We start from the raw sequence: 24014 nt of genomic DNA on the forward strand, positions 1-24014 counted from the left end.
CGGGGGCGTCGCGACGCGCCAGGGTATGCCGTGCCACGGCCTGCGTCGGTCGCTCCGCGGGGCGCCGGTCACGCCGTCCCCGGGGTCATCCGGGCGAGGTCCGCGGAGCACCGGCGCTCGAGGTCGTCCAGCTCCCGCAGGGACTCGTCCACGTCCCGTCGGCGCCGCTCGAGGTCCGCGCGACGGTCGCCGATCTGGTCCAGCAGGTAGCGCAGCTGGCCGGCCTCGCCCGGCTGGTCGTCGTACATCCCCAGGATGGTGGAGATCTCCTCCAGGGAGAACCCCAGGCGGCGGCCCCGCAGGATGAGCGCCAGGCGGGTGCGCTCCCGCCGGCGGTAGACCCGCCGCTGCCCCTCCCGCCCGGGATCGACCAGGCCGAGGTGCTCGTAGTGGCGCAGGGCACGGTGGGTGACCCCGTAGTCGTCGGCCATCTGCGCGATGGTCCAGGTGGGTTCGTCGTCGGTGCGGTTCACGGTTGTCCTTACGTCAACTGGCGGTCCGGGCATCCTGCTTGACCTTCGCGTCAACGTCAAGGACGATGGGGCTCGCGACCGCCGCACCCGCAGGCCCGGGAGGCGGCCTGCGCCCCGCAGCCACCGCCCGGAAGGACGAGGACACCGATGTTCGAGCTGACCCAGGACCACGAGGACTTCCGCCGGCTCGTGCGCGAGTTCGCCGAGGCCGAGGTGGCCCCCCACGTCGAGCAGTGGGACCGGGAGGCGCACTTCCCGACCGACCTGGTGCCCAAGATGGGCGAGCTCGGCCTCTTCGGTCTCAACGCCCCGGAGGAGTTCGGCGGCGCCGGCCTGGAGGAGGGCGGCTTCACCTACCTGTGCCTGGCGATCGAGGAGCTCGGTCGCGTCGACCAGTCCGTCGGCATCACCCTCTCCGCCGGTGTCGGCCTGGGCATCAACCCGATCCTCTCCTTCGGCTCGCAGGAGCAGAAGGAGCGCTTCCTGCCCGACCTCGTCGCCGGTCGTGCGCTCGCCGGCTTCGGCCTGACCGAGCCCGAGGCCGGGTCCGACGCCGGGGCCACCCGGACCCGGGCCCGGCTTGAGGACGGCTCGTGGGTGGTCAACGGCGCCAAGGCCTTCATCACCAACTCCGGCACCGACATCACCTCCGTCGTGACGGTCACCGCACGGACGGGGGAGACCGCCGACGGCCGGCCCGAGCTCAGCGCGATCATGGTGCCGTCGGGCACCGAGGGCTTCGTCGTCGAACCCGCCTACCGCAAGCTGGGCTGGCACATCTCCGACACCCACGGCCTGACGTTCGAGGACTGCCGGGTGCCCGAGGACCACCTGCTGGGCGCCCGCGGCGAGGGATTCAAGCAGTTCCTCAAGACCCTCGACGACGGCCGCATCGCGATCTCCGCGCTCGCCGTCGGCTGCGCCCAGCGGATGCTGGAGGAGACCACCGCCTACGCCTCCGAGCGGATCGCCTTCGGCCGCCCGATCGCGGTCAACCAGGGGGTCTCCTTCCAGATCTCCGACCTGGCCGTCATGGTCGAGGCCGCCCGCCTGCTCACCTACAAGGCCGCCTGGCTCAACGACGAGCGCGAGGCGGGCCGTCGCTCGCTCGCCGAGGTGAAGCAGGCCGCGGCGATCGCCAAGCTCTACTCCACCGAGGCCGCGGTCACCACCACCCGCATCGCGACCCAGGTCTTCGGCGGCAACGGGTTCATGGAGGAGTACCCCGTGGCCCGGTTCTTCCGGGACGCCAAGATCCTGGAGATCGGGGAGGGTACCTCGGAGGTCCAGCGGATGGTCATCGCCCGGGGCCTCGGCCTCCCGTCCTGAGCGGGGCTGGCACGATGACGGGCATGGAGCACTCCGGCACCGGGGGCGACCCCTCCCAGGACCCCCGGGTCGCGGACCTGCGCGCCCGGCTCGCGACGGCATACCAGGACTCGGCGCAGCCGTCGGAGAAGGCGCGCGCCAAGCTCGACGCCCAGGGCAAGCTCTACGTGCGCGAGCGGATCGCGCTGCTCTTCGACGACGGAACCTTCGTCGAGGACGGGCGCTACGCCAACGCCACCGCGGCGGGGCTGCCCGCCGACGGCGTCGTCACCGGGCGGGGCGAGGTCGACGGGCGGCCTGCGATCGTGGTGGCCAACGACCCCACGGTCAAGGCCGGGTCGTGGGGGGCCCGCACGGTGGAGAAGATCATCCGGGCCACCGAGGCGGCGCTGCGCGAGGAGCTGCCGCTGTTCTGGTTCGTGGACTCCGCCGGGGCCCGGATCACCGACCAGGTCGACCTCTTCCCGGGCCGGCGCGGGGCCGGACGGATCTTTTCCAACCAGGTCGCCCTGTCGGGCAAGGTTCCCCAGATCTGCTGCCTGTTCGGCCCGAGCGCCGCGGGCGGGGCCTACATCCCCAGCTTCACCGACGTCATCATCATGGTCGAGGGCAACGCGTCGATGTACCTCGGGAGCCCGCGGATGGCCGAGATGGTCGTGGGGGAGAAGGTCAGCCTGGAGGAGATGGGCGGTGCCCGGATGCACTGCACCGTCTCCGGCGTCGGCGACCTGCTCGCCGCCGACGACACCGAGGCCGTCGAGATGGCCCGGCACCTGTTCTCCTACCTGCCCGACACCTGGCACGACCCGGTGCCGCACTACGAGGCCGAGCCGCCGGCCCGGCCGCTGACCCGCGACGTCGTGCCCGAGGCCGAGTCGGTGCCGTTCGACGTGCACGAGGTCGTCGAGGGACTGGTCGACGACGACAGCTTCTTCGAGATCAAACCCCTGTTCGCCCCCGAGCTGGTCGTCGGGCTGGGGCGGATGGAGGGACGCACCGTCGGGATCGTGGCCAACAACAGCGCGGTCAAGGGCGGGGTGCTGTTCACCGACTCCGCCGACAAGGCGTCCCGCTTCATCTGGCTGTGCGACGCCTACGGCATCCCCCTGCTCTACCTGGCCGACGTGCCCGGCTTCATGATCGGCTCGGAGGTCGAGCGCGGCGGCATCATCCGGCACGGGGCCAAGATGGTCTCCGCGGTGTCCGAGGCCACCGTGCCGCAGCTGTGCGTCGTCGTGCGCAAGGCCTACGGCGCCGGGCTCTACGCGATGGGCGGCCCGGGTTTCGGCCCGGAGGCCACGATCGCGCTGCCCACCGCCCGGATCGCGGTCATGGGACCGGAGGCGGCGGTCAACGCCGTCTACGCCAACAAGATCGCCGAGATCGCCGACCCGGCGGAGCAGGCCGCCTTCGTCGAGGCCCGTCGGGCGGAGTACCTCGAGGACGTCGACCTGGAACGGCTCGCGGCCGACCTCGTCATCGACGCGGTCGTCGAGCCCGAGCAGCTGCGAGAGGAGGTCGCGCGGCGGTTCCGCTACGCCGGCCGCCGCGACCGGCACTTCTCCACCCGCCACCGCAGCATCCCGCCCGTCTGAGCCGGACCCCGTGGACGCCGGGGACGGGTGCGCGTACCGTGACGGACGTGCGACGCGCTGCGGCGGCAACGGCGGTGGTCGTCCTCCTCCTGGCCGGGTGCCAGGAGGACGGGGACGACCCGTCCGGAACGCCTGCGGGGACCTCGGCGCCCGCGGACGCCGCCACGTCCACGCCGAGCGACGCCACCACGACGACGGACGACGGAGCCGGAGCACCGGGGACCACGGAGGATCCCGGCACGACCACGGGCACCGAGGACGAGCGGACGGGGGAGGTGACGGAGGACCCCACGGACCCGGGGCAGACCTCCGGCGAGCCACCCGACGACGCGACGGAGGAGCCCGGCACCGTCGGCGACGAGCCGACCGGCACGGGGTCCGAGCAGGCTCTTCCACCGTGGACCGACGATCCGCAGGAGCGGGCGTCCGCCGCGTCGGACGAACCCCAGGAGATCACCGGCGTCCGCACGGGCCTGCACGAGGACTTCGACCGGGTGGTGCTCGACCTCACCGGTGACCGACCCGTCCTCGGATGGTTCGTGGGGCCGGTCGACGAGGCGGTCGAGGACCCCACGGGCTTCTCGCTCGGCGTGGAGGGCGAGGCCTTTGTCGAGGTGTCCGTCCGGGGGATCGACTGGACGACGGAGTCGCCCGAGCGCTACGACGGGGACCGGGTCCTCGGCGCCGGCACCGAGGTCCTCACCGAGGTGGTCCTCGGCGGTCTCTTCGAGGGGCAGCAGCAGGTCGTCCTGGGTCTGCGCGAGGAGACGGACTACCGGATCTTCACGCTGTCCGACCCGGCCCGCATCGTCGTCGACGTGCGCCACCCCTGAACGGGCGGACGCTCCACCGCCGGCCGGCGCCCCGCCGGCCCGCCTGCTGCACCGACCGGTGCGCCCCCGCCCCGCGGGAGCAGGTCACCGGCGCAGGTGCTCCTCCCACCACGCCAGGACGTGCTCGAAGCGCTGCACCCGGTGCCGCGGCTGTCCAGCCCGGGAGAGCTCGTGGCCCTCGCCGGGGAAGACGAGCAGCTTGGTGGGCACGCCGTTGCGGCGCAACCGGGCGAAGAGCCGCTGCCCCTGCTCCAACGGGCAGCGCAGGTCGCGCTCGGAGTGGACGACCAGGGTGGGGGTGCGGATCCGGTCCGCCCACGTGAGCGGCGACTGCTCGTGCTGGTGGTCCCCGGCGTACTCGTCGGCGAAGAACCACCCGATGTCGCTCGTGCCGGCGAAGGAGTCCCACGCGTTGACCGCCCGTTCGCTGATCGCGGCGGTGAACCGGTCGGAGTGCGCGACCAGCCAGGTCGTCATCAGCCCGCCGTAGGACCCGCCCTGGACACCCACGAGGGAAGGGTCCAGCCCGGGCCGGGTGAGGGCGTGGTCCAGCAGGGCCGTCAGGTCGGCCACGTCCACGGTGCCGATCGCCTCCTTCACCGCCCGTCCGTGGGCGGCCCCGTAGCCGGACCCGCCGCGCGGGTTGCCCATCACCACGGCATACCCCGCCCCCGCGAGGACCTGGGCCTCGTCGAAGAGGTTGCCCGAGTACTGCGTGTACGGACCGCCGTGGACCATCAGGACGACGGGGTGCCCCTCGGGGCGGGGCGGCCCGCCCGTCGGACGGACGAGCCAGCCGTGCACCGGGTAGCCGTCCTCGGCCTGCGTGCGCAGCTCCTCGGGCAGGATCGGCGCGGCGGTCCCGGTGAGGTGCCGCTCGGCCAGGTCGGTCGCCGGGGTGAGGCGGTCTCCCAGCCGGCCCACGAACAGCTCGCCGAAGGAGGAGCGGGTGCCGGAGACGGCCGCGACCATCCCGCCGCCCACCGCCAGCCCGGTGACGCTCACGTGGCCGTCGAGCAGCACGACGCCCGCCGGGAGGTGGCGGACCACGGTGTCGCCCTGGTGCTCGAGGGCGACGACCACGGTGCCGTCGCCGGCGACGGCGGGGGCGCAGGCCAGGTGGTCGGCCTCGGCGTCGGTGAGCGGGGCGTCCTCGCCCAGCCGGTGCAGGACCGCGTTGCGGGCGACGAAGTCCTGTCGGGAGGGTCCCAGGTCGCCGAGGCCCACGACGACGGTCCCGTCGGGGCCGCGGTCCAGGCCACCCACCGCACCGTGTCCGCCGGTGTGCCGCCGCAGACCGTCCCCCCGCAGGTCCACGGACCACACGTCCGAGACGAGGGTGTCCGGTGCCCACCGGCCCTCCTCGTCCCGGGAGGCCACGAAGGCCACCCGCTCCTCGTCCAGCCAGACGGGGGAGTCGTCGTCGCCGTCACCGTCCGTCAGCTGACGGGCGCCGGGCAGGTCCTCGGCGGCGTCGCCGTCGGCGGCGGGCAGGTCGGCCAGGTCGAGCAGGAAGATCTTGCTGGGACGGTCCAGGACGTAACCCAGCCCGTCGGCCTGGTAGCGGGAGTGCTCGATGAGCCGGGGGGCCTCCTGGTCGGGCTTGACGTCCTCGTCGGTGCCGTAGCGGCCCTGCTCCGGGACGCGGGCGGCGTAGGCGATCCGGCGCCCGTCGGGGGACCAGGCGAAGGAGCCCACCCCCAGCTTGTGGTCGGTGAGCCGCCGGGCGTCGCCCCCGTCGGCCGGGAGCAGGTGCAGCTGGGCCGGGCCGTCCTCCTCCCCGCGGAGCAGGGCGACGCGGGTGCCGTCCGGGGAGTATGCCGCGGAGCCGTCCCGGGTGCCCTGCGTGAACCTCTCGAGGGGGCCGGCCGCGGTGCCGTCGGGGCCGAGCGTGAGGCGCCACAGGCTGGTGCGGTAGCGGTTCTCGTCCACGTCGGGACGGCTCATCGTCACCAGGACGTGGGTCCCGTCGGGGTGGACGGAGGGTGCGGACAGGGTGCGGACGGAGGTGAGGTCGCTGGGCAGCACCGCAGCAGACTACGTGCTCGTCCCGCCGCGGCGACGACGCCGGGGGAGCAGGCTGAGCAGGTAGGGCATGCCCACCCGGCGGGCCACGTCCCGCAACGGCCGCGCCAGGCTGGCGCCGACGACGATCCCCAGCGAGATGGCCACGACGACGAGGGTCACGCCGAGGAAGGCGGCGACGGCCACCTCGGGCGCGGCCTCGAGCCGGGACACCGAGATCAGGCCGAGCGAACCGGGGACGAGCAGCCAGAAGCTCGGCAGGAAGGCCACCACCCGGGGCAGGTGGGGGCGCAGGAACTCCACGAGGGTGGCGCCCAGGCTGGCGACGACCGCGCCGAGGAACGCGCCGGCCCACCGGGTCCCCAGGACCGTGTGGCCCGCCCACTGGGCCAGGTAGGTGGCCAGGACGACCGCCAGCAGCCACGGCACCAGCCGGGACGGCACGGACTCCATGAGGGAGATGGCCACCGTCACCAGGACGACGCCGATGAGGGGCGCCCACCAGCCCAGCTCGGCCGGACGGGCGGTCTCGACCTCCTCCAGCGGCACCCGGAGCAGGGCGGCCGCCGCACCGACCCCCAGGGCGAAGAGCAGCATCTGCATCGTCCCGTGGGCCAGCCGCGCCGTACCGGCCACCATCGACCCGGCCGACAGCTCGGTGAGGCCGGTGACGATCGCGGCCCCGGGCAGCAGGACCGCGATCGGGCCGACCAGGGTCCACAGCGGCGCCGGGGCCCAGCCCTCACCGGCGGCCAGGAAGGCGGCGGCGCCCACGACGAAGGCGGCGATCAGCGGGGAGACGGTGCGCATCGTGCGGCCGGCCCGCGAGAGCAGCAGGAGCAGCGCACCGGTGACCGGGGCCAGCAGGGCGGCGAAGACCACCGCGGACCAGGCCGGTGCCAGGATCAGCGCGATGCCGACCCCGGAGAGGACGGCACCGGAGAACAGGCCGAGCCGGCGGTAGCGGTGCGGCTGCGCCCGCAGACGGGTCAGCCGCTCCAGGGCCTCGTCGGGCGACAGGGTCCCGGTCCGCAGGCTGGCGCGCACCGCGCAGACGTCGGCCAGCTGGTCCAGCCGGACGGCCCCCTCCACCTGCTCGAAGGTGGCCGGCCGCCCGGCGGCCAGGGTCACGGTGATCGCGGTCGGCAGGCAGCCCACCTGGGGTGCGGGGTGGCCCAGGCCGCGGGCCGCCTCGTGGATGTCCTCCTGGACCTCGTGCACGGGCATCCCGCCCGCGAGCAGGCCCGCCCCGAGCCAGGCCAGCAGGCGGCGGTCACGGACGTCGCGCTCCTCGAGCTGCGCCGTCGGGTCCGCGCCCGCCTGCCCGCTCACGCCGACCTCCCGTCCGGGGAGAGGTCGCCCGGCTCCATGCCGGCGACCTCCGCGCACGCCCATGCCGACAGGACGGCGGCCAGGAGGGAGGGCACGACGACACCGGCGACCTGGAGCGCGACGGAGCCCCCGCCCACCTCGGGGCGGCCCCACGACAGGGCCGCCAGGCCGGTCAGGCCCGCGGCGTGGACCACCCCGGCGGACGACCCGGCCCGCACGGCCACCGTGGCCCGGTCCCGGTGCCCACCGGCCGCCACCGTGGTCACCGCGCCCGAGAGGATCCCCAGCAGCGCACCGAGCGCGGCTCCGACGATCAGCCCCGCGAGGCCCGAGCCCACGGCGCTCGCGGCACCGCCGTCGACGCCGTTCGCGGAGGCCCCACCCGTCAGGGCGGTGGCCACACCGGTCACCGCCCCCACGGTCGCGCTCACGGCGACCCCCACGAGGACGCAGGCGACGAGGTACCGCCACCTCACCGCCGCCTCCAGGTGACGACGGCGAAGCCGGTCCGCGGGTCCCGCGAGACCTCCTGCCACCGGGCGGGGTCGATCGTGGGGAAGACGGTGCTGCCGGCGGGTTCGTCGTCCACCTCGCTGACCACGAGCCGGTCGGCCCAGGCGATCGCCTCGGCGTAGACCTGACCGCCGCCCACGACGAAGACCTCTCGGTCCCCGGCCGCCAGCAGGGCCTCGGGCCAGCTGTGGGCCACCTCGGCGCCGGACGCGGTCCAGGCGCGGTCGCGGGTGAGCACGATCGTGCGCCGCCCCGGCAGGGGCCGCCCGATCGAGTCCCACGTCGCCCGTCCCATGAGCAGCACCCCTCCGGCGGTGGTCTCCTTGAAGTGCCGCAGGTCCTCGGGCAGGTGCCAGGGCATCGTCGACCCGTCGCCGATCACCCCGTTGCGCCCCACCGCGGCGACGAGGGTGAGCGTCTGGTCGAAACCGTGCACGAGCACCGTGGGCGGCGCACCGGCGGCCAGGTGCTCCAGCGCGCGCCGCTCGTGCGGGACGGTCCGCGGGGGCAGCTGCGCCAGCGGCCACCAGCGCAGCTCCTGCGCCTTGTCCGGCTCCTGGACGGAGGGCTCGCCCGTCCAGGAGCGGGTGGCGAAGAAGAGGTCGACGCGCTGCTCGAGCGGGTCCGGCAGCGCGCAGGTGCGCTGGATCACCGCCACCGGGGCGAGGTCCGAGGGGTCGACCTGCACCCCCACCTCCTCCAGCGCCTCGCGCGTCGCGGCCCGGTATGCCGTCTCGCCCGCCTCCACGTGCCCGGCGGCGGCGCAGGCCCACCACCCGTCCATGAATCCCGTGCCGGACCGCAGCTGCAGCAGCACCTCCGGGTCGTCGGCGGGACCGCGCAGCAGGGCGAGGTAGGCGGCGGGGACGACCTGGATCCTGCCGCCGGTGGCCGGCGGCGTCATACCGCGATCGGCGCCTTGATCGTGGGGGCGGCCACGTAGTCGCGCACCTCGACGTGCCCGAGGTCGAAGGCGTCCAGCTCGCGCACCGTCGGGTCGAGGTGGAGGGTGGGCAGCGGTCCGGGGGTGCGGGTGAGCTGCTCACGGGCCTGGTCGAGGTGGTTGAGGTAGAGGTGGGCGTCCCCCAGGGTGTGCACGAAGTGCCGGGGTCGCAGGTCGACCACCTGGCCGACCATGTGCGTCAGCAGCGCATAGCTGGTGATGTTGAACGGCACGCCCAGGAAGGTGTCGGCACTGCGCTGGTAGAGCTGGCAGGACAGCCAGCCGCGCCGGTCCTCGTCGTCGGGGGCGGCGGGGGCGACGTAGAACTGGAAGAGGGTGTGGCACGGCGGGAGGGCCATGGCCTCCACCTCGGCCACGTTCCAGGCGGAGACGATGTGCCGGCGCGAGTCGGGGGAGGTCCGCAGCCCGGTCACCAGGCGGTCGATCTGGTCGATGGTCCGCCCGTCCGGAGTGGGCCAGGAGCGCCACTGGTGCCCGTAGACCGGACCCAGCTCGCCGTCCTCGTCGGCCCACTCGTCCCAGATGCTGATGCCCCGGTCCTGCAGCCAGCGCACGTTGGTGTCGCCGCGCAGGAACCACAGCAGCTCGCCGACGACCGAGCGCAGGTGCAGCCGCTTGGTCGTCAGCGCGGGAAAGCCCTCGGTGAGGTCGAAGCGCATCTGGTGGCCGAAGACGGACAGGGTGCCGGTGCCGGTGCGGTCGCTCTTCTCCACGCCCTCGTCCAGGATCCGGCGCAGGAGGTCCAGGTACTGCTGCATACCGCAAGACTAGGCGCACCCCGGGTTGTGACTCAGATCACATGACTGGCGCGTAACATTGGGGGCCTCTTCGCCGATATGACCTGTGACCGCCCTGCTGCTCGGACCCCCCGAGCGGGCAGCAGGGCGGTTCTTCACGTCCGGGGCGGTTCTTCCCGTCCGGGCCCCGTGGTCCTGGCCTTCGCCTCCCGGAGGAGGGGCACCGGAGGCAGGCCGACGAGGTGGTGCGGCCGGACGATGCTCAGACGTCCCGGGGTCCGGGCTCGTCCCAGGGGTGCTCCGGCTCGACCGGAGCGCGGCGGGACCCGCCGGTGCCGTGCGACGGTCCGTCCACGGCACGAGGGGCCGCCCGCCCCTGCTCGCGGGCCGCGAGGCGGCGGGCCTGCTCGGCGATCTGGTTCTCGGAGGGCTCCTGGTCCCACCGGAGGGCGGCCAGGTGGAGCACCAGGGCCAGGCCCCATCCCATGGCGGGCCAGACCGGCCAGAAGTAGCCACCGCCGGAGACGAGCCAGATGGCCGTGAGCAGGCCCATGACGGCCAGGTAGACGGTCAGGTGCTGGCGGAAACCCGCGCGGGCCTCCAGCTGCTGCTTGGCCCTCGCCCGCAGCCGGGGATCGTCGGCCGGGTCGGCGAGGGGCCCCGCGGGGTCCCTGCGGACGGGATCCGCCGGCGGCTCCTGACCGGGGGGCGGCAGGGGCGGTCGGTCCATGGTGCCTCCTCCGGGTGGTCCGGGCCAGCCTAGTCCGGTCGGGGCCGCGATGTGGAGCTGCAGGGCGTGTGACGCGTGGTGCGGACGGGGATCTGGCGTACGGTGCGAGCGTGGCCAAGACTGCGACCTCGACGTCCCGCACCCGCTCCGGCGGCACCGGCGGTGCCTCGGCCCGTCCCGCGAGCCGATCCGGCCCGGGCGGGCGGGGCGGGACGTCCGGGAAGGGTGCCACGGCCGCCGCCGCCCCGGGCGGGGGGACGTCGCTGCCCGGGAAGGCCTTCCGCGGGATCGCCGGTGCCACCGGCGGCACGGTCCGGGCGATGACCGACACCGCCCGTGACCTGGAGCCGGAGCACCGCCGTGACGGCGCCGGGTTCCTGCTGCTCGCGCTGGCCCTGGTCGTGGCCCTGCGGGAGTGGTGGGGACTGGACGGGATGTTCGGCGACGCGGTGCACGCCGTGGCCGCCGGCACCTTCGGCCGGGTCTCGCTCGTCCTGCCGGTGGTGCTGCTGTTCTTCGCGGTCCGACTGTTCCGCCGGCCCGGCGAGCAGCAGGCCACCAACCGGATGTCCATCGGCACCGTGGCGCTGCTGCTGGCCGGCAGCGGGCTGACCCACCTGGCCACCGGTGCTCCGGACTACGCCGAGGGCCCGGGGGTGATGCAGGCCTCCGGAGGGATCCTCGGCTTCATCGCCTCCTCGATGCTGTCGGCGGCCATCACGGCCACGGGGGCGGCCGTCGTCCTGGGCCTGCTCGCGGCCTTCGGCTTCCTGGTCCTGACCCGCACGCCCGTGCACCGGATCCCCGACCGGCTGCGCGAGCTGGAGCAGCAGCTCTTCGACTCGGCCCGGTTCGACCGCGTGGACCCGGTGACGGGGGAGGTCCTGCCCCGGGGGCGGCGTTCCCGGGCCCACCTCGACGAGCGCGAGGGCGACGTCGCCTTCGAGCAGGCGGCCCACGTGGACCGGACCGCCAAGGGGCGCTCCCTGCGGGCAGCTCCCCGGGACCGCCGCGGCCGGCCGGAGGACTCCTCGGACGCCGCTCCCGCAGAGGGCGCGACCCCCGGGCGGCGCGGTGGCGGCAGCGCCGCGGACGGGGGCGGTGGAGCCACGGCGGCCAGGTCCGAGGCGGGCGCGGGCCGGAGGCCGGGGACCCGGGCCCGTGCCGAGGGGGAGCGCACCGAGGAGATCCCGGCCGTCCGGCCCGGGCAGAAGCGACCCGAGAAGGTGCCCTCCAAGCCCCAGCTCGAGGCCCCGCCGACCAACCCGCTGCCCCAGCGCGTCGAGCAGCTGCAGCTGGCCGGGGACGTCACCTACACCCTTCCCGACCCCTCGGTGCTCAAGCCGGGGACGCCCCACAAGGAGCGGTCGGAGGCCAACGACCGGGTCGTGGACGCCCTGACGGGGGTGCTCGAGGACTTCAACATCGACGCCCAGGTCACCGGGTTCATGCGCGGCCCCACCGTGACGCGCTACGAGGTCGAGCTCGGCCCCGGGGTCAAGGTCGAACGGATCACCGCGCTGTCCAAGAACATCGCCTACGCCGTCGCGTCCGCCGACGTGCGCATCCTCTCCCCGATCCCCGGCCGCTCGGCGGTCGGCGTGGAGATCCCCAACACCGACCGGGAGAACGTCAACCTCGGCGACGTCCTGCGCAGCCAGGCGGCCCGCAACAACACCCACCCGATGGTCATGGGGGTGGGCAAGGACGTCGAGGGCGGCTACGTGATCGCCAACCTGGCCAAGATGCCGCACCTGCTGGTCGCCGGTGCCACGGGCTCGGGCAAGTCGAGCTTCGTCAACTCGATGATCACCTCCATCCTCATGCGCTCGACCCCCGACGAGGTGCGGATGATCCTCGTCGACCCCAAGCGCGTGGAGCTGACGGCCTACGAGGGCATCCCGCACCTCATCACGCCGATCATCACCAACCCGAAGAAGGCCGCGGAGGCGCTGGCGTGGGTCGTGAAGGAGATGGACCACCGCTACGACGACCTGTCCGCCTTCGGCTACAAGCACGTGGACGACTTCAACAAGGCCGTCAAGGCCGGCAAGATCACGCTGCCGCCCGGCTCGGAGCGTGAGCTGCGCCCCTACCCCTACCTGCTGGTCGTGGTGGACGAGCTCGCCGACCTCATGATGGTCGCCCCCCGGGACGTCGAGGAGTCCATCGTCCGGATCACCCAGCTGGCGCGGGCGGCCGGGATCCACCTGATGCTGGCCACCCAGCGTCCCTCGGTGGACGTGGTCACCGGGCTGATCAAGGCCAACGTCCCCAGCAGGATGGCCTTCGCGACCTCCTCGTTGGCCGACAGCCGCGTCGTGCTGGACCAGCCTGGTGCCGAGAAGCTCATCGGCCAGGGCGACGCCCTGTTCCTGCCGATGGGGGCCAGCAAGCCCATGCGCATCCAGGGCGCCTGGGTCGCCGAGTCCGAGGTGCACGACGTGGTCGTGCACGTGACCGGCCAGCTGCAGCCCAAGTACGTCGAGGAGGTCGTCGCGGCCCCGGCCAAGAAGCAGGTGGACGAGGACATCGGGGACGACCTGGAGCTGCTGCTGCAGGCGGCCGAGCAGGTCATCACCACCCAGTTCGGCTCGACCTCGATGCTGCAGCGCAAGCTGCGGGTGGGCTTCGCCAAGGCAGGCCGGCTGATGGACCTCATGGAGTCCCGCGGCATCGTCGGGCCCTCGGAGGGCTCCAAGGCGCGCGACGTGCTGGTCAAGCCGGACGACCTGGAGGAGACCCTCGGGCTCCTGCGGGGGGACGACCCGCCCCCGCGTCCGGAGCCGGAGACCGACAGCGCCCCCTTCGACGCGCTCGCGGCCGAGGTCGTCGACGAGCCCGTCGGGCAGCAGGACCCCTGGGACGAGGACGCGCAGGAGCCCCCCGTCCCCCCGGCGACCGGACGGAACACCAGCTACGACGGGGACCCCGTCTCCGGCAGCCGGGTCGAGGAGGCCGAGGAGGAGGAGTCGGAGGACGCCTGGGCGCTGACCGACCGCGGGGGCCGGGAGCGGTACTGATCCCCGGACGCGGCGCGCGGGGCGGGCGGGCCGCCGACCGTAGACTGGCGCTCATGTCCCGCTCCGTCGCCGTCGTCACCCTCGGCTGCACCCGCAACGAGGTCGACTCCGAGGAGCTCGCCGGGCGGCTGGCCGCCGAGGGCTGGACGCTCGTCGACGACGCCGCCGAGGCGGACGTGGCCGTGGTGAACACCTGCGGCTTCGTGGAGCAGGCGAAGAAGGACTCCATCGACGCGCTGCTGGAGGCCAACGACCTCAAGCGGACGGGGCGGACCCAGAAGGTCGTCGCCGTGGGCTGCATGGCCGAGCGCTACGGGGAGCAGCTGGCCGCCGAGCTGCCGGAGGCCGACGCCGTCCTGGGCTTCGACAGCTACACCGACATGTCGGGCCACCTGCGCCGCATCCTCGCGGGGGAGCGACCCGCCTCGCACACCCCCCGGGACCGCCGCACGCTGCTGCCCCTCGCCCCCGCGGCACGGCATACCTCCGGCTCGTCGGTGTCCCTGCCCGGTCACCAGCAGGCGTCCGCCGTCGCACCGGAACCGGTGACGCCGCTGGCCCAGGTGGCTCCCGCCAGCGGGCCCCGCGTGGTGCGGGCGCGGCTCGACGGACGTCCATGGGCCCCGCTGAAGCTGGCCTCCGGATGCGACCGGCGGTGCGCCTTCTGCGCGATCCCGATGTTCCGCGGCGCGTTCGTGTCGCGACCGCCGCAGGACGTCCTGGCCGAGGCCCGGTGGCTGGCGGAGCGGGGCGTCCGGGAGGTGTTCCTCGTCAGCGAGAACACCACCTCCTACGGCAAGGACCTCGGCGACCTGCGCCTGGTGGACGCGCTGATCGGCGAGCTCGCCGCCGTCGAGGGGATCGACCGGGTGCGGGTGTCCTACCTGCAGCCGGCCGAGATCCGGCCCGACCTGCTGGACGCCATGGCCAGGACCCCCGGTGTGGCGCCCTACTTCGACATCTCCTTCCAGCACGCCTCCGGTCCCCTCCTGCGACGGATGCGCCGGTTCGGGGACCGGGAGGGCTTCCTGGGTCTGCTGGAGCAGGTGCGCTCCAGGGTGCCCGAGGCCGGGATCCGGACCAACGTCATCGTGGGCTTCCCCGGGGAGACCGAGGAGGACCTGGCCGAGCTCACCGCATTCCTGGAGGCCGCCCGGCTGGACGTGGTCGGGGTCTTCGGGTATTCCGACGAGGACGGCACGGAGGCCGAGGGGTACGAGGACAAGCTCGACGAGGCGACGGTCCGGGCCCGGGTGGAGCGCGTGTCGGCCCTCGTCGAGGAGCTGACCGCCCAGCGGGCCGAGGACCGGGTCGGTACGACCGTGGAGGTGCTCGTGGAGGCGCTGGACGAGGACGACGGGCGGCTCGTCGGCCGGGCCGGGCAGCAGGGCCCCGACGTCGACGGTGTGACCTACCTGCAGGCCGCCGACGGGAGCGTTCCCGACGTCCGCGTCGGTGCGCTGGTCATGGCGCGGGTCGTGGCCACCGAGGGGGTCGACCTGGTCGCCGTCCCCGTGCAGGAGGTGGCGGCGTGATCGGTCCGCACGATCCGGACGGACCCGACGTGGCCACCGCGGCGTCGGCGCCGCAGGCCTCGCCGTGGAACGTGCCCAACGCCCTGACGGTGCTGCGCATCCTCATGGTGCCCCTGTTCGGATGGCTCCTGCTGGCCCACGGTGGTGAGGAGACGGCCTGGCGCTGGTGGGCCACCGTGGTCTTCGTCGTCGCCATCGCCACCGACTGGGTCGACGGTTTCCTGGCCCGCCGGGACGGGCTGATCACCGACTTCGGCAAGCTGATGGACCCGATCGCCGACAAGGCGCTCACCGGCACGGCGCTGGTCGGCCTGTCGCTGGTCGACGTGCTGCCGTGGTGGATCACCGTGGTGGTGCTCGTGCGCGAGATCGGCATCACCCTGCTGCGCTTCGTGGTGATCCGCCGCGGCGTGATCCCGGCCAGCAAGGGCGGCAAGCTCAAGACCGTCCTGCAGGCGCTGGCGATCACCCTGCTGCTCGCCCCCGTCGGCGGCCTGCTGGGGGCGCTGGGTCTGTGGGTCATGTACGCGGCGGTCGTCGTCACCGTCGTCACGGGCGTGGACTACGCATGGCAGGCGTTCCGTCCGCGCTCCCGCCCGTGACCGCCGGCTCGGCCCCGGAGCCGGCGGAGGGGGCTGCCGCCGGGACCGCCTCGTGGGTGCTCGACCTCCTCGGGGCGCGGGGACAGACCGTGGCGGCCGCGGAGTCGCTCACCGGGGGGCTGGTCTGCGCCGCGCTCACCGAGGTCCCCGGGTCCAGCGCCGTCGTGCGCGGCGGCGTCGTCTCCTACGCGGTCGGGGTCAAGCACGACGTGCTGGGCGTGCCCGAGGACCTGCTGGCGGCGCACGGTGCGGTCTCGGCCCCGTGCGCGCTGGCCATGGCCGCGGGGGTGCGGGAGCTGCTCGGTGCCGACTGGGGCCTGGCCACGACGGGGGTGGCCGGGCCGGACCCGAGCGAGGGGCATCCGGTCGGGACCGTCCACGTCGCGGTGGTCGGGGAACACGGGCAGCTCCACCGGGCGTTGCACCTGCAGGGTTCCCGCCGCCAGGTCCGGGACGGGACCGTGACGCAGGTGCTGGAGCTGCTCGAGCACGTGGTTCGGCAGCTGTCGGTGGCGGCGGGTACGGTAGAGACCTGGTCGTCGGAGAACGCGGAGGAGGGTTGAGGCATGGTGCTGCTGCGTCGTGAGATGGGGGACGTCCTGCGCGAGCGCCGCCAGGGCCAGGGCCGGACGCTGCGCGAGGTCAGCGCCGAGGCCTCCTGCTCCCTGGGCTACCTCTCCGAGATCGAGCGCGGTGAGAAGGAGGCCTCCTCCGAGCTGCTGGCCTCCATCTGCCGGGCGCTGGACCTGCCCCTCTCCCAGATGCTGTCCGACGTCGCCGACCGCGTGAGCCTCGTGGAGGCGGCCGACACCCAGATGACCGCCCTGCTCACCGACGGCCTGGCCCGTCCGCTCGCCCAGGGACAGGTGCGCCGCCGTGGTGACCAGGTCGTCTCCGCCGCCTGACCGGACCCGGAAGCGTGAGCGGACCGGGCCTCATACCCCAGGGGGTATGATGGGAGGCATGCACCTCTCCCTTCGGCGCGTCCTCGCGCTCGCTCCCGCGGTGGCCCTCCTCGCCGCCTGCGGGACCGGCACGACGGAGCCGAATGCCGTCCCGACGTCCTCCGCCTCCGCCCCGGCGGCCGACGCCACCGGTACCGACCTGGGTGTCGACGCGTTCGCCGAGCGGGTCGCCGGGAGCGGCACCGTCGTCGTCGACGTGCGCACGCCCGCCGAGTTCGCCCAGGGACACCTGCCCGGCGCGGTCAACCTGGACCTGCAGTCGGCGGACTTCCAGCAGCAGCTCGGCGAGCTCGACCCGGACGCGCGCTACGCGGTCTACTGCCAGTCGGGCAACCGCTCGGCGCAGGCGCTGGCGACGATGGTCGAGCTGGGGTTCACCGACGTGGCCCACCTCGAGGGCGGCATCGGTGCCTGGCAGGGCGCGGACCTGCCCGTCGTCACCGGCTGAGCCCGCCCGCGGACACCGGCCTACGCCTCCGGTCGACGGCCGGCCGCGCCGGGTCACCGCCCTCGCCGCCCGGTTTCCGGGCCTCTCCGCCCGGGCGCGGCTACTCGTAGCGGCGACGGCCGTGCCCCAGCGGCGTCTGCCGCGCGCCGTCGTCGGTGGGGGCCAGCCCGCCCTGGCAGGTCGGGCAGTAGAACATCACGCGCTGCTGGGGCTGGGTCCCGATCGTGGCCAGCCGCACGGCCGTGCCGCACCGTTTGCAGGGAAGCCCGACCCGTCCGTGCACCCACGCGTCGTCGGCGTCGACGTCCGCGCGTCCGGTGACCGTCGTCCGGCCGACCCGGCAGCTGAGCACCAGCATCCGCCGCGCCGTGGTGAGCAGCTCCTCGACCTGCGCGGGGTCGAGCCGGCCGACGGGCGTCCAGGGGTTCACCGCGTGCACGAAGAGCGGCTCGGCGGTGAAGATCGTGCCCATCCCCGCCACGTTGCGCTGGTCCAGGCAGGCCTCGGTGATCGTGCGGACGGGGTCGGACAAGACGTTGCGCAGGGCCCGGTCGCCGTCGTAGCCGGGGTCGAGCAGGTCCGGACCCAGGTGCCCCACGACGCGGTGCTCCTGGCTCGTACGGACCAGGTCGAGCGCCCCCAGGGAGTCGCCCACCGCCACCCGCGCGGGGGTCCACAGCAGGGCCCGCACCGTGTGGGCGCGTCCGAGCGCGTGCCGCCGGCCCACGGGATGCACCCGCCAGGACCCCTCCATCCGCAGGTGGCTGTGCAGAGTCAGGTCGTCCTCGAGCCGGTGCAGCAGGTGCTTGCCGCGGGGGACCACCTCGACGGTGCGGCGGCCGGAGAGGTCGGCCGTGGCCAGGGCCGGGACCCGCAGGTCCGCCCCCTCGAGCCGGTGCCCGGCCAGGGCGCGGTGGAGGCGGCGGGCGGTGCGCCAGACGGCGTCACCCTCGGGCACGACGGTCCAGGGGACGGGCGGTCATGGCGCGGCGGTGTCGGACGGGGCGGCGCAGGGTCGTCGACCGGTCAGCGCGCCTGGGCGTGGTACTCGGCGTTGGGCACCATGGCCAGCGCGGTGGAGATCCGGTTGGTCATGTTGAACATCCCCACGACCTGGACCGCCTCCAGGATCTGGTGGTCGTCGAGCCCGACCGTGCGCAGCGGCTCCAGGTCCGCCGGCGTGACCTCGGCGGGGGTGAGGGTGAGCTTCTCGGCGTAGGCGGCCAGCGCTGCCTCGCGCGGCGGCAGGTCGGCCTGGCGCCAGTTCACCGCGACGAGGTCCGCGGTGACCGGATCCTCGCTGAGGTGTCGCAGGGCCGCGCCGTGGGAGACGGCGCAGTAGGTGCAGCGGTTCAGACCGCTGACCACCACGGCGATCAGCTCCCGCTCGGTGGTGCTCAGGTACCCCTCCTTGTTGACCAGGAGGTTGAAGTAGGTCCACCAGGCCTGGAACTGCTCGCCGTTGAGCGCCTGGGCGAGGAACACGTGGGGGACGAAACCGAACACCTCCAGGGACCTGTCCCAGAGCCGGCGCACGCCCTCGGGCACCTCGGCCCGGTCCGGGAGGGCGAGGGCGGAGATCGAGGGGTCGGCGGGCGCGCTCATGCGGCCAATGTAGGCCCTGCCGGGACGGGCGGACGGGGGACCCTCCCCGTGCGGCCCCGGCGCCTCCCGCCGGGTTGGCACCGGGGGACCGGGCCGCACCCGGCGGCTGGTCGCCCGCAGTCGCCTCCGCCGCTCCGGCGGACACCCCCCGAGGACCGGCCTCAGCGTCGCAACCGCAACCCCTGCGGGGCGGTGTGGAACCCGGCGCCGACGAGGGCCCGGGCCAGGGGTGCGTCCGAACCCAGCGCCGTCTCCCCGTCGACCCGGGCGACGGTCAACCCCCGCAGGGACCCCGACCGCACGGCGTCGACGAGCCGGGAGGCGACCGCCTGCCAGACCTGGTCGGCCGGAAGGTGGGGCGGAGGGTCGGCGGTGAGGGCGCTGCGCCCGCCGCGTTCGAGGTACAGGACGAGGGCGCCGTCGACGAGGACCACCATGGCCCCCGCCTTGCGTCCCGGTCGGTGGCTGCCGGGTGCGCCCGTCGCGGCGACGCCCGCGACGGGTGCGGGCGTCGGGGCAGGACTCGTCGAGGAGGTGGTGTCCTCGGCCCCGGGTCCTGGTCGGCCCTCGTCGGCCCCGGGGCGCACCCCGTCGGTCGATGCCCCGGCGCGGTCCGGCCACGGCACGGCCGCCCCGTAGGGGTTGGCCGGATCCGTGGCCGCGAGCAGGACAACCTCCGGCTCACGACCGGGACGGTCCAGGTCACCGTCCATCGCGCGGAGCCGGTCGATGGCACCGGCCGTGCCGAACTGGGCGGCGCCGAGGCCCTCCACGACGTAGCCGCGACGGACGCGACCGGCCTCCTCGGCACCGGCGAGCACCCTGTAGACGCCCGCGTAGCCCCCGGGCACGCCCTCGGCCACGACCGACCCGCGGGTGAGCACCCCGTAGCGGTCCAGCAGCTGCTCGGCGGTCGCGAGGGCGCGGACGGTCGGGTCCTGCTCCGGCGGCGGCAGCAGCGACCACCGGCCGACACCGGTCGGTGGTCCGGACCGCGCGGGCATGGTCGGGCGTGCCGGGCGCGAGGCGAGCGCGACCGAGGTGCGGGACCAGCGTGCCGCCCGGCGCGGTGCCTGCCGGGACCGGTGGGTCGAGCGCCCGCCCGAGAGCACCGCACGGACCGGGGCGAAGCCGTCGGCCGAGACGTGGCCGGCCCACACGAGCTCCCACAGCGTGGTCAGCAGGGCGCCGTCGTCGGTGGAGCCGACGGCGTCGGACAGTGCACGGAAGAAGTAGGCGCCGCCGGGCACCCGCTCGAGCAGCTCGAGCACCTGCTCGGCCGTGCCGCCCTCGACCGCCTCCGGCGGCGCGAGCGTCAGGTGGGCGGTGTCGGCCAGGTGCAGGGAGATCCACCCGTCGTCGCCCGGCAGGGTGCCGTGCCCCTGCCAGAGCACCTCGCCGGAGGCCATCAGCTCGTCCAGCAGGGCGGGGGAGTAGTCGCGGACCCGGGCCGGCAGGACGAGGGACTCGACGGCGGAGGCGGGCATCCGCGCGCCGGCCAGCTGCTCCACCGCGCGCGCCAGGCCGTCGATCCCCCGCAGCTCACCGACCGACTGCCAGCGGGGCAGGAAGCGCGCGAACGTGGCCCCGGTGACCGGTTCCACCTCCTGCCGGAGCGCGGCCAGCGACCGACGCCGCAGCAGCCGAAGCACCTCCGCGTCGCACCAGTCGTCGGCACCGCTGCCGTCCGGCACCAGCGCCCCCTGGACGACCCGGCCGGAGGAGGCGAGCCGGCGCAGGGCGTCCCGCACGACCGCGGCCCCGAGGCCGAGCCTGGAGGCCAGCTCCTCGAGGGTGAAGGGGGTGTGCGTGCGGGCGTAGCGCACGACGAGGTCGCCCAGGGGGTCCTCGACCGCTTCGAGGAACGCGGCGGGCACACCGACGGGCATGGCCACGCCCAGCGCGTCCCTCAGCCGGGCGGCGTCCTGACCGTCGGCCCAGCGCTGCTCGCCGGCCACCCGCACCTCGACGAGCCGGCGGGCCTCGACCAGCTCCGCCAGCCATCCGGGGACGTGCCCGCGCACCTCGTCCTGGGTGCGGGCCACCAGCTCGTCGGTCGTGGACGGACCCAGGACGCGCAGGAGGTCGACGAGCTCCTCCGGGTCCCGCGCCGCCCGTTCCGGGGTGAGCCGCTGCAGCTCCGCGAGCGTGCGGGCCACGACCCGCGGATCGAGCAGGTCGCGCAGGGACGCGCCCTCGCCGCGGCCCAGCAGCTCGGCCAGCAGGGCGGGGTCGAGGGACAGCGCGGCGGCCCGACGCTCGGCGAGCGGCGAGTCGCCCTCGTAGAGGAACTGGGCCACGTAGCCCATGAGCAGGCTGCGGGCGAAGGGCGAGGCGGTGCTGGAGGTGACCGAGACGACCCGGACCCGACGGGCGGCGATGCTGCGCATCAGCTCCACGAGCGCGTCCACGTCGTAGACGTCCTGGACGACCTCGCGCACCGCCTCCAGCACGATCGGGAAGGTGGGGTAGCGGGCCGCGACCTCGAGCAGCTGGGCGGAGCGCTGCCGCTGCTGCCACAGCGGCTGGCGTCGACCAGGGGTGCGCCGCGGCAGCAGCAGCGCACGGGCGGCGCACTCCCGGAAGCGGGAGGCGAACAGGGCCGACCCGCCGATCTCGGCGGTGACCAGGTCGGGGACCTCGTCCGGGTCCAGGGTGAGCAGCTCGGCGATCTCGGCGTCCAGCCGGGCGTTCCGGGTCCGCTCGTCGGTGGGGGAGCCGTCCTCGTCCCAGGCGCCCAGGTCGGGCAGCCGGAGGACGATGCCGTCGTCGGCCGCCAGCGCCTGCACGTCCGTGCCGTAGCGTTCGCGCATCCGGGCGGCCAGGCAGAGCGCCCAGGGGGCGTGAACCGGGGTGCCCCAGGGGGAGTGGACCACGACGCGCCAGTCGCCGATCTCGTCGCGGAAGCGCTCCACCACCACCGTCCGGTCGTCGGGCACGTGCCCGGTCGCCTGCCGCTGGTCCTCCAGGTAGGTCACCAGGTTGCGCGCGGCCCAGTCGTCCAGGCCGCGTCCGGACAGCTCGGCCAGCGCGGCGTCACGGGGGGCTGCGGCCGTCCTGCGCAGGAACTCTCCGACCGCGGCCCCGAGCTCGGCCGGCCTGCCCTGGGACTCGCCCTTCCAGAACGGCAGCCTGCCGATCTGGCCGGGGGCCGGGGTGACCAGCACCTGGTCGTGCGTGATGTCCTCGATGCGCCAGCTGGTCGTGCCCAGGGTGAAGACGTCACCCACCCGGGACTCGTAGACCATCTCCTCGTCCAGCTCGCCCACGCGCCGGCCGGGTCCGTCCCCGGTCGCCAGCATCACGGCGTACAGACCCCGGTCCGGAATCGTCCCGCCCGAGGTGACGGCGAGCAGCTGGGCCCCCCGGCGGGCGGAGAGGCTGTCGGTGACCCGGTCCCAGACGATGCGGGGACGCAGGTCGGCGAAGTCCTCGCCGGGGTAGCGTCCGGCGAGCATGTCGAGCACCGCCTCGAAGACGGTGCGAGGCAGGCTCGCGAACGGAGCGGACCGGCGGAGCAGGTCGAACAGGTCGGTGACCGTCCAGTCGTCCATGGCCACCATCGCCACGACCTGCTGGGCCAGCACGTCCAGGGGGTTGGCCGTCACCTGCAGCCGCTCGATGAGCCCGGATCGCATCCGGTCCACGACGACGGCGGTCTGGACCAGGTCGGCCCGGTGGGTGGGGAAGAAGACCCCGTGGCTGACGGCGCCCACCTGGTGTCCGGCCCGGCCGACGCGCTGCAGGCCGGAGGCGACGCTGGGGGGACTGGCCACCTGGACCACCTGGTCGACCGCGCCCATGTCGATCCCCAGCTCGAGACTGCTGGTGGCCACGACCGCCGGCAGCCGGCCCGTCTTCAGGGCGTCCTCGATGACGGCCCGCTGCTCCTTGCTGACCGACCCGTGGTGGGCGCGGGCCAGCACCGGCGGTGCGCCACGGTCGGCGCCCGCCTGGCCCATCACCTGGGCGGGCGGCCGGCCCCCCGGGGCGGGCGGGTCGTCGGTGCCGGAGTCGTCGGGCGCCGTGCCCCGGGCGTCCCAGTGCTCGTTCAGGCGGGCGGTGAAGCGCTCGGCCACCCGTCGGGAGTTGGTGAAGACCAGCGTCGACGTGCGCCGTCCGACGAGGTCCACCACGCGCCGCTCCACGTGGGGCCAGATGGAGGCGCGCTCCTCCGGGTCGGGGGCCGGAGCCCACACCTCGCCCGTCCCGGGGCCGCCGTCGGTCGTCGCCGCCGTCGTCGTCGCCGCTGTCGCCGCCGCCCCGTCGCCGTCCAGGTCCGGCAGCACCGGGCCCGTCCCCGTCGTCCACGCGTCCTCCGTCGGTCCCCCGTCGGTCGCGGGGGCACGGACCACGGCCCGGGCCCCGGCCACCTCGCCCCGCTCCGTGGCCCCCGGGTCCGACATGTCGGGGACGGGGACGACGACCTGCAGGTCCCACGCCTTGGTGGACGGGGGCTGGACCGTGCTCACCGGACGTCCGCCGGCCAGGTATCGGGCCACCTCCTCGACCGGGCGGACCGTCGCGGACAGGCCGATCCGCTGGGCGGGCCGCTCCAGCAGCGCGTCGAGCCGGTCGAGGGTCACGGCCAGGTGCGCCCCCCGCTTGGTGCCGGCCACCGCGTGGACCTCGTCCACGACCACCGACTCCACCCCGGTGAGGGCGCTGCGGGCCTGGGAGGTGAGCAGCAGGAAGAGGGACTCGGGGGTGGTGATGAGGATCTCGGCGCCCTCCCGGGCGAACGCCCGGCGTTCCGCGGCCGGGGTGTCGCCCGAGCGGACCGCCACCGAGACCGACGGGGACGCCAGCCCCAGCCGGGTCGCGGCGTGACCGATGCCGACGAGGGGCGAGCGCAGGTTGCGCTCGACGTCGACCGCGAGGGCCTTGAGCGGGGAGACGTAGAGCACCCGGCAGCGGCCGGTCCCGGGGGACGGCGTCCCCCCGGTCCGTGCCCCGGCGGCAGGCCGCCTCGCGGGGGTGCGGTCCTCCGTCACCGTCGGCTGTCCACCCCCCGTCGACGTCGCCGTGTCGGTGACCCGGGCGGCGCGAGCGGTGGGACCCACCGGCGTCGGCCGGGGGTCGGCCACGATCCGGTCGATGGCCCACAGGAACGCCGACAGCGTCTTCCCCGACCCGGTGGGTGCGACCACGAGGGTGTGCTCACCCCGGCTGATGGCGTCCCAGGCCCCCACCTGGGCGGGCGTGGGCGCGGGGAAGGAGGCGTCGAACCAGGCCCGGGTGGCGGGGGAGAAGCGGTCCAGGACCGTCGCGGCGTCCAGCGTCACCGGATCACTGTCCCACCCGG

General features: G+C 74.7%; 19 protein-coding genes. 9 read left to right on the forward strand and 10 right to left on the reverse strand.

The genetic code is table 11. The annotated features are described in order from the left end of the window. Positions 1-68 precede the first annotated feature (68 nt). Positions 69-473: a MerR family DNA-binding protein gene (locus ACWHYA_RS09675; RefSeq protein WP_425941535.1), complete on the reverse strand. Its 405-nt coding sequence runs from the start codon at positions 471-473 to the stop codon at positions 69-71. A gap of 147 nt (positions 474-620) precedes the next feature. Between ACWHYA_RS09675 and ACWHYA_RS09680 the strand changes: the two genes are divergently transcribed. The 3 genes from ACWHYA_RS09680 to ACWHYA_RS09690 are packed head-to-tail and all read left to right on the forward strand — an operon-like array spanning position 621 to position 4230. After that, a complete protein-coding gene (locus ACWHYA_RS09680; RefSeq protein ID WP_425941533.1) occupies positions 621-1802 on the forward strand; it encodes an acyl-CoA dehydrogenase family protein in 1182 nt (393 codons plus the stop codon). A 23-nt stretch (positions 1803-1825) separates the two neighbouring features. Beyond that, positions 1826-3397: an acyl-CoA carboxylase subunit beta gene (locus ACWHYA_RS09685; RefSeq protein WP_425941531.1), complete on the forward strand. Its 1572-nt coding sequence runs from the start codon at positions 1826-1828 to the stop codon at positions 3395-3397. A gap of 47 nt (positions 3398-3444) precedes the next feature. Beyond that, positions 3445-4230: an AMIN-like domain-containing (lipo)protein gene (locus ACWHYA_RS09690; protein ID WP_425941529.1), complete on the forward strand. Its 786-nt coding sequence runs from the start codon at positions 3445-3447 to the stop codon at positions 4228-4230. Positions 4231-4314: 84 nt separating this feature from the next. Here the strand turns inward: ACWHYA_RS09690 and ACWHYA_RS09695 are convergent, their stop codons facing one another. From ACWHYA_RS09695 to ACWHYA_RS09720, 6 genes are all read right to left on the reverse strand, one after another. Beyond that, entirely contained in the window at positions 4315-6258 is a 1944-nt protein-coding gene (locus ACWHYA_RS09695; RefSeq protein WP_425941527.1) for a S9 family peptidase, read from the reverse strand. Positions 6259-6267: 9 nt separating this feature from the next. Then, the gene (locus ACWHYA_RS09700; protein WP_425941526.1) at positions 6268-7587 is read right to left on the reverse strand and encodes a threonine/serine exporter family protein; all 1320 of its coding nucleotides are present in this window, start codon (positions 7585-7587) and stop codon (positions 6268-6270) included. Beyond that, positions 7584-8063 (reverse strand): hypothetical protein, encoded by a 480-nt coding sequence (locus ACWHYA_RS09705; protein ID WP_425941524.1) that lies wholly within the window; start codon positions 8061-8063, stop codon positions 7584-7586. Before ACWHYA_RS09705 ends, ACWHYA_RS09700 begins: the two co-directional genes overlap by 4 nt. Further along, positions 8060-9004, reverse strand: coding sequence for a dihydrofolate reductase (locus ACWHYA_RS09710; RefSeq protein ID WP_425941522.1), 945 nt, complete (start codon positions 9002-9004; stop codon positions 8060-8062). The genes ACWHYA_RS09705 and ACWHYA_RS09710 overlap by 4 nt, the downstream gene beginning before the upstream one ends. After that, complete coding sequence (locus tag ACWHYA_RS09715; protein WP_425941520.1) at positions 9001-9822, reverse strand: thymidylate synthase; 822 nt, start codon at positions 9820-9822, stop codon at positions 9001-9003. The genes ACWHYA_RS09710 and ACWHYA_RS09715 overlap by 4 nt, the downstream gene beginning before the upstream one ends. Positions 9823-10063: 241 nt before the next feature. Next, positions 10064-10531 (reverse strand): 2TM domain-containing protein, encoded by a 468-nt coding sequence (locus tag ACWHYA_RS09720; RefSeq protein WP_425941519.1) that lies wholly within the window; start codon positions 10529-10531, stop codon positions 10064-10066. 320 nt (positions 10532-10851) lie between these two features. Between ACWHYA_RS09720 and ACWHYA_RS09725 the strand changes: the two genes are divergently transcribed. The 6 genes from ACWHYA_RS09725 to ACWHYA_RS09750 are packed head-to-tail and all read left to right on the forward strand — an operon-like array spanning position 10852 to position 17104. Next, the gene (locus ACWHYA_RS09725; protein ID WP_425941836.1) at positions 10852-13554 is read left to right on the forward strand and encodes an FtsK/SpoIIIE family DNA translocase; all 2703 of its coding nucleotides are present in this window, start codon (positions 10852-10854) and stop codon (positions 13552-13554) included. Positions 13555-13607: 53 nt separating this feature from the next. Beyond that, entirely contained in the window at positions 13608-15089 is a 1482-nt protein-coding gene (gene rimO / locus ACWHYA_RS09730; RefSeq protein ID WP_425941517.1) for a 30S ribosomal protein S12 methylthiotransferase RimO, read from the forward strand. Further along, positions 15086-15691, forward strand: a complete 606-nt coding sequence (gene pgsA / locus ACWHYA_RS09735; protein WP_425941515.1) for a CDP-diacylglycerol--glycerol-3-phosphate 3-phosphatidyltransferase — start codon at positions 15086-15088, stop codon at positions 15689-15691. Before rimO ends, pgsA begins: the two co-directional genes overlap by 4 nt. Further along, a complete protein-coding gene (locus tag ACWHYA_RS09740; protein WP_448095591.1) occupies positions 15658-16254 on the forward strand; it encodes a CinA family protein in 597 nt (198 codons plus the stop codon). Before pgsA ends, ACWHYA_RS09740 begins: the two co-directional genes overlap by 34 nt. A gap of 3 nt (positions 16255-16257) precedes the next feature. Further along, positions 16258-16596: a helix-turn-helix domain-containing protein gene (locus tag ACWHYA_RS09745; RefSeq protein ID WP_425941511.1), complete on the forward strand. Its 339-nt coding sequence runs from the start codon at positions 16258-16260 to the stop codon at positions 16594-16596. Between the two features lie 58 nt (positions 16597-16654). Next, positions 16655-17104, forward strand: a complete 450-nt coding sequence (locus ACWHYA_RS09750) for a rhodanese-like domain-containing protein (protein WP_425941509.1) — start codon at positions 16655-16657, stop codon at positions 17102-17104. Between the two features lie 100 nt (positions 17105-17204). On the opposite strand, the gene ACWHYA_RS09755 is transcribed toward ACWHYA_RS09750, so the two are convergent. From ACWHYA_RS09755 to ACWHYA_RS09765, 3 genes are all read right to left on the reverse strand, one after another. Then, complete coding sequence (locus ACWHYA_RS09755; protein ID WP_425941507.1) at positions 17205-18062, reverse strand: DNA-formamidopyrimidine glycosylase family protein; 858 nt, start codon at positions 18060-18062, stop codon at positions 17205-17207. 68 nt (positions 18063-18130) lie between these two features. Continuing rightward, a complete protein-coding gene (locus ACWHYA_RS09760) occupies positions 18131-18709 on the reverse strand; it encodes a peroxidase-related enzyme (RefSeq protein ID WP_425941505.1) in 579 nt (192 codons plus the stop codon). A gap of 161 nt (positions 18710-18870) precedes the next feature. Next, positions 18871-23988, reverse strand: coding sequence for an Lhr family ATP-dependent helicase (locus tag ACWHYA_RS09765; protein ID WP_425941834.1), 5118 nt, complete (start codon positions 23986-23988; stop codon positions 18871-18873). Positions 23989-24014: the final 26 nt, after the last annotated feature.

It is taken from the genome of Ornithinimicrobium carbonis (genome assembly GCF_977012275.1).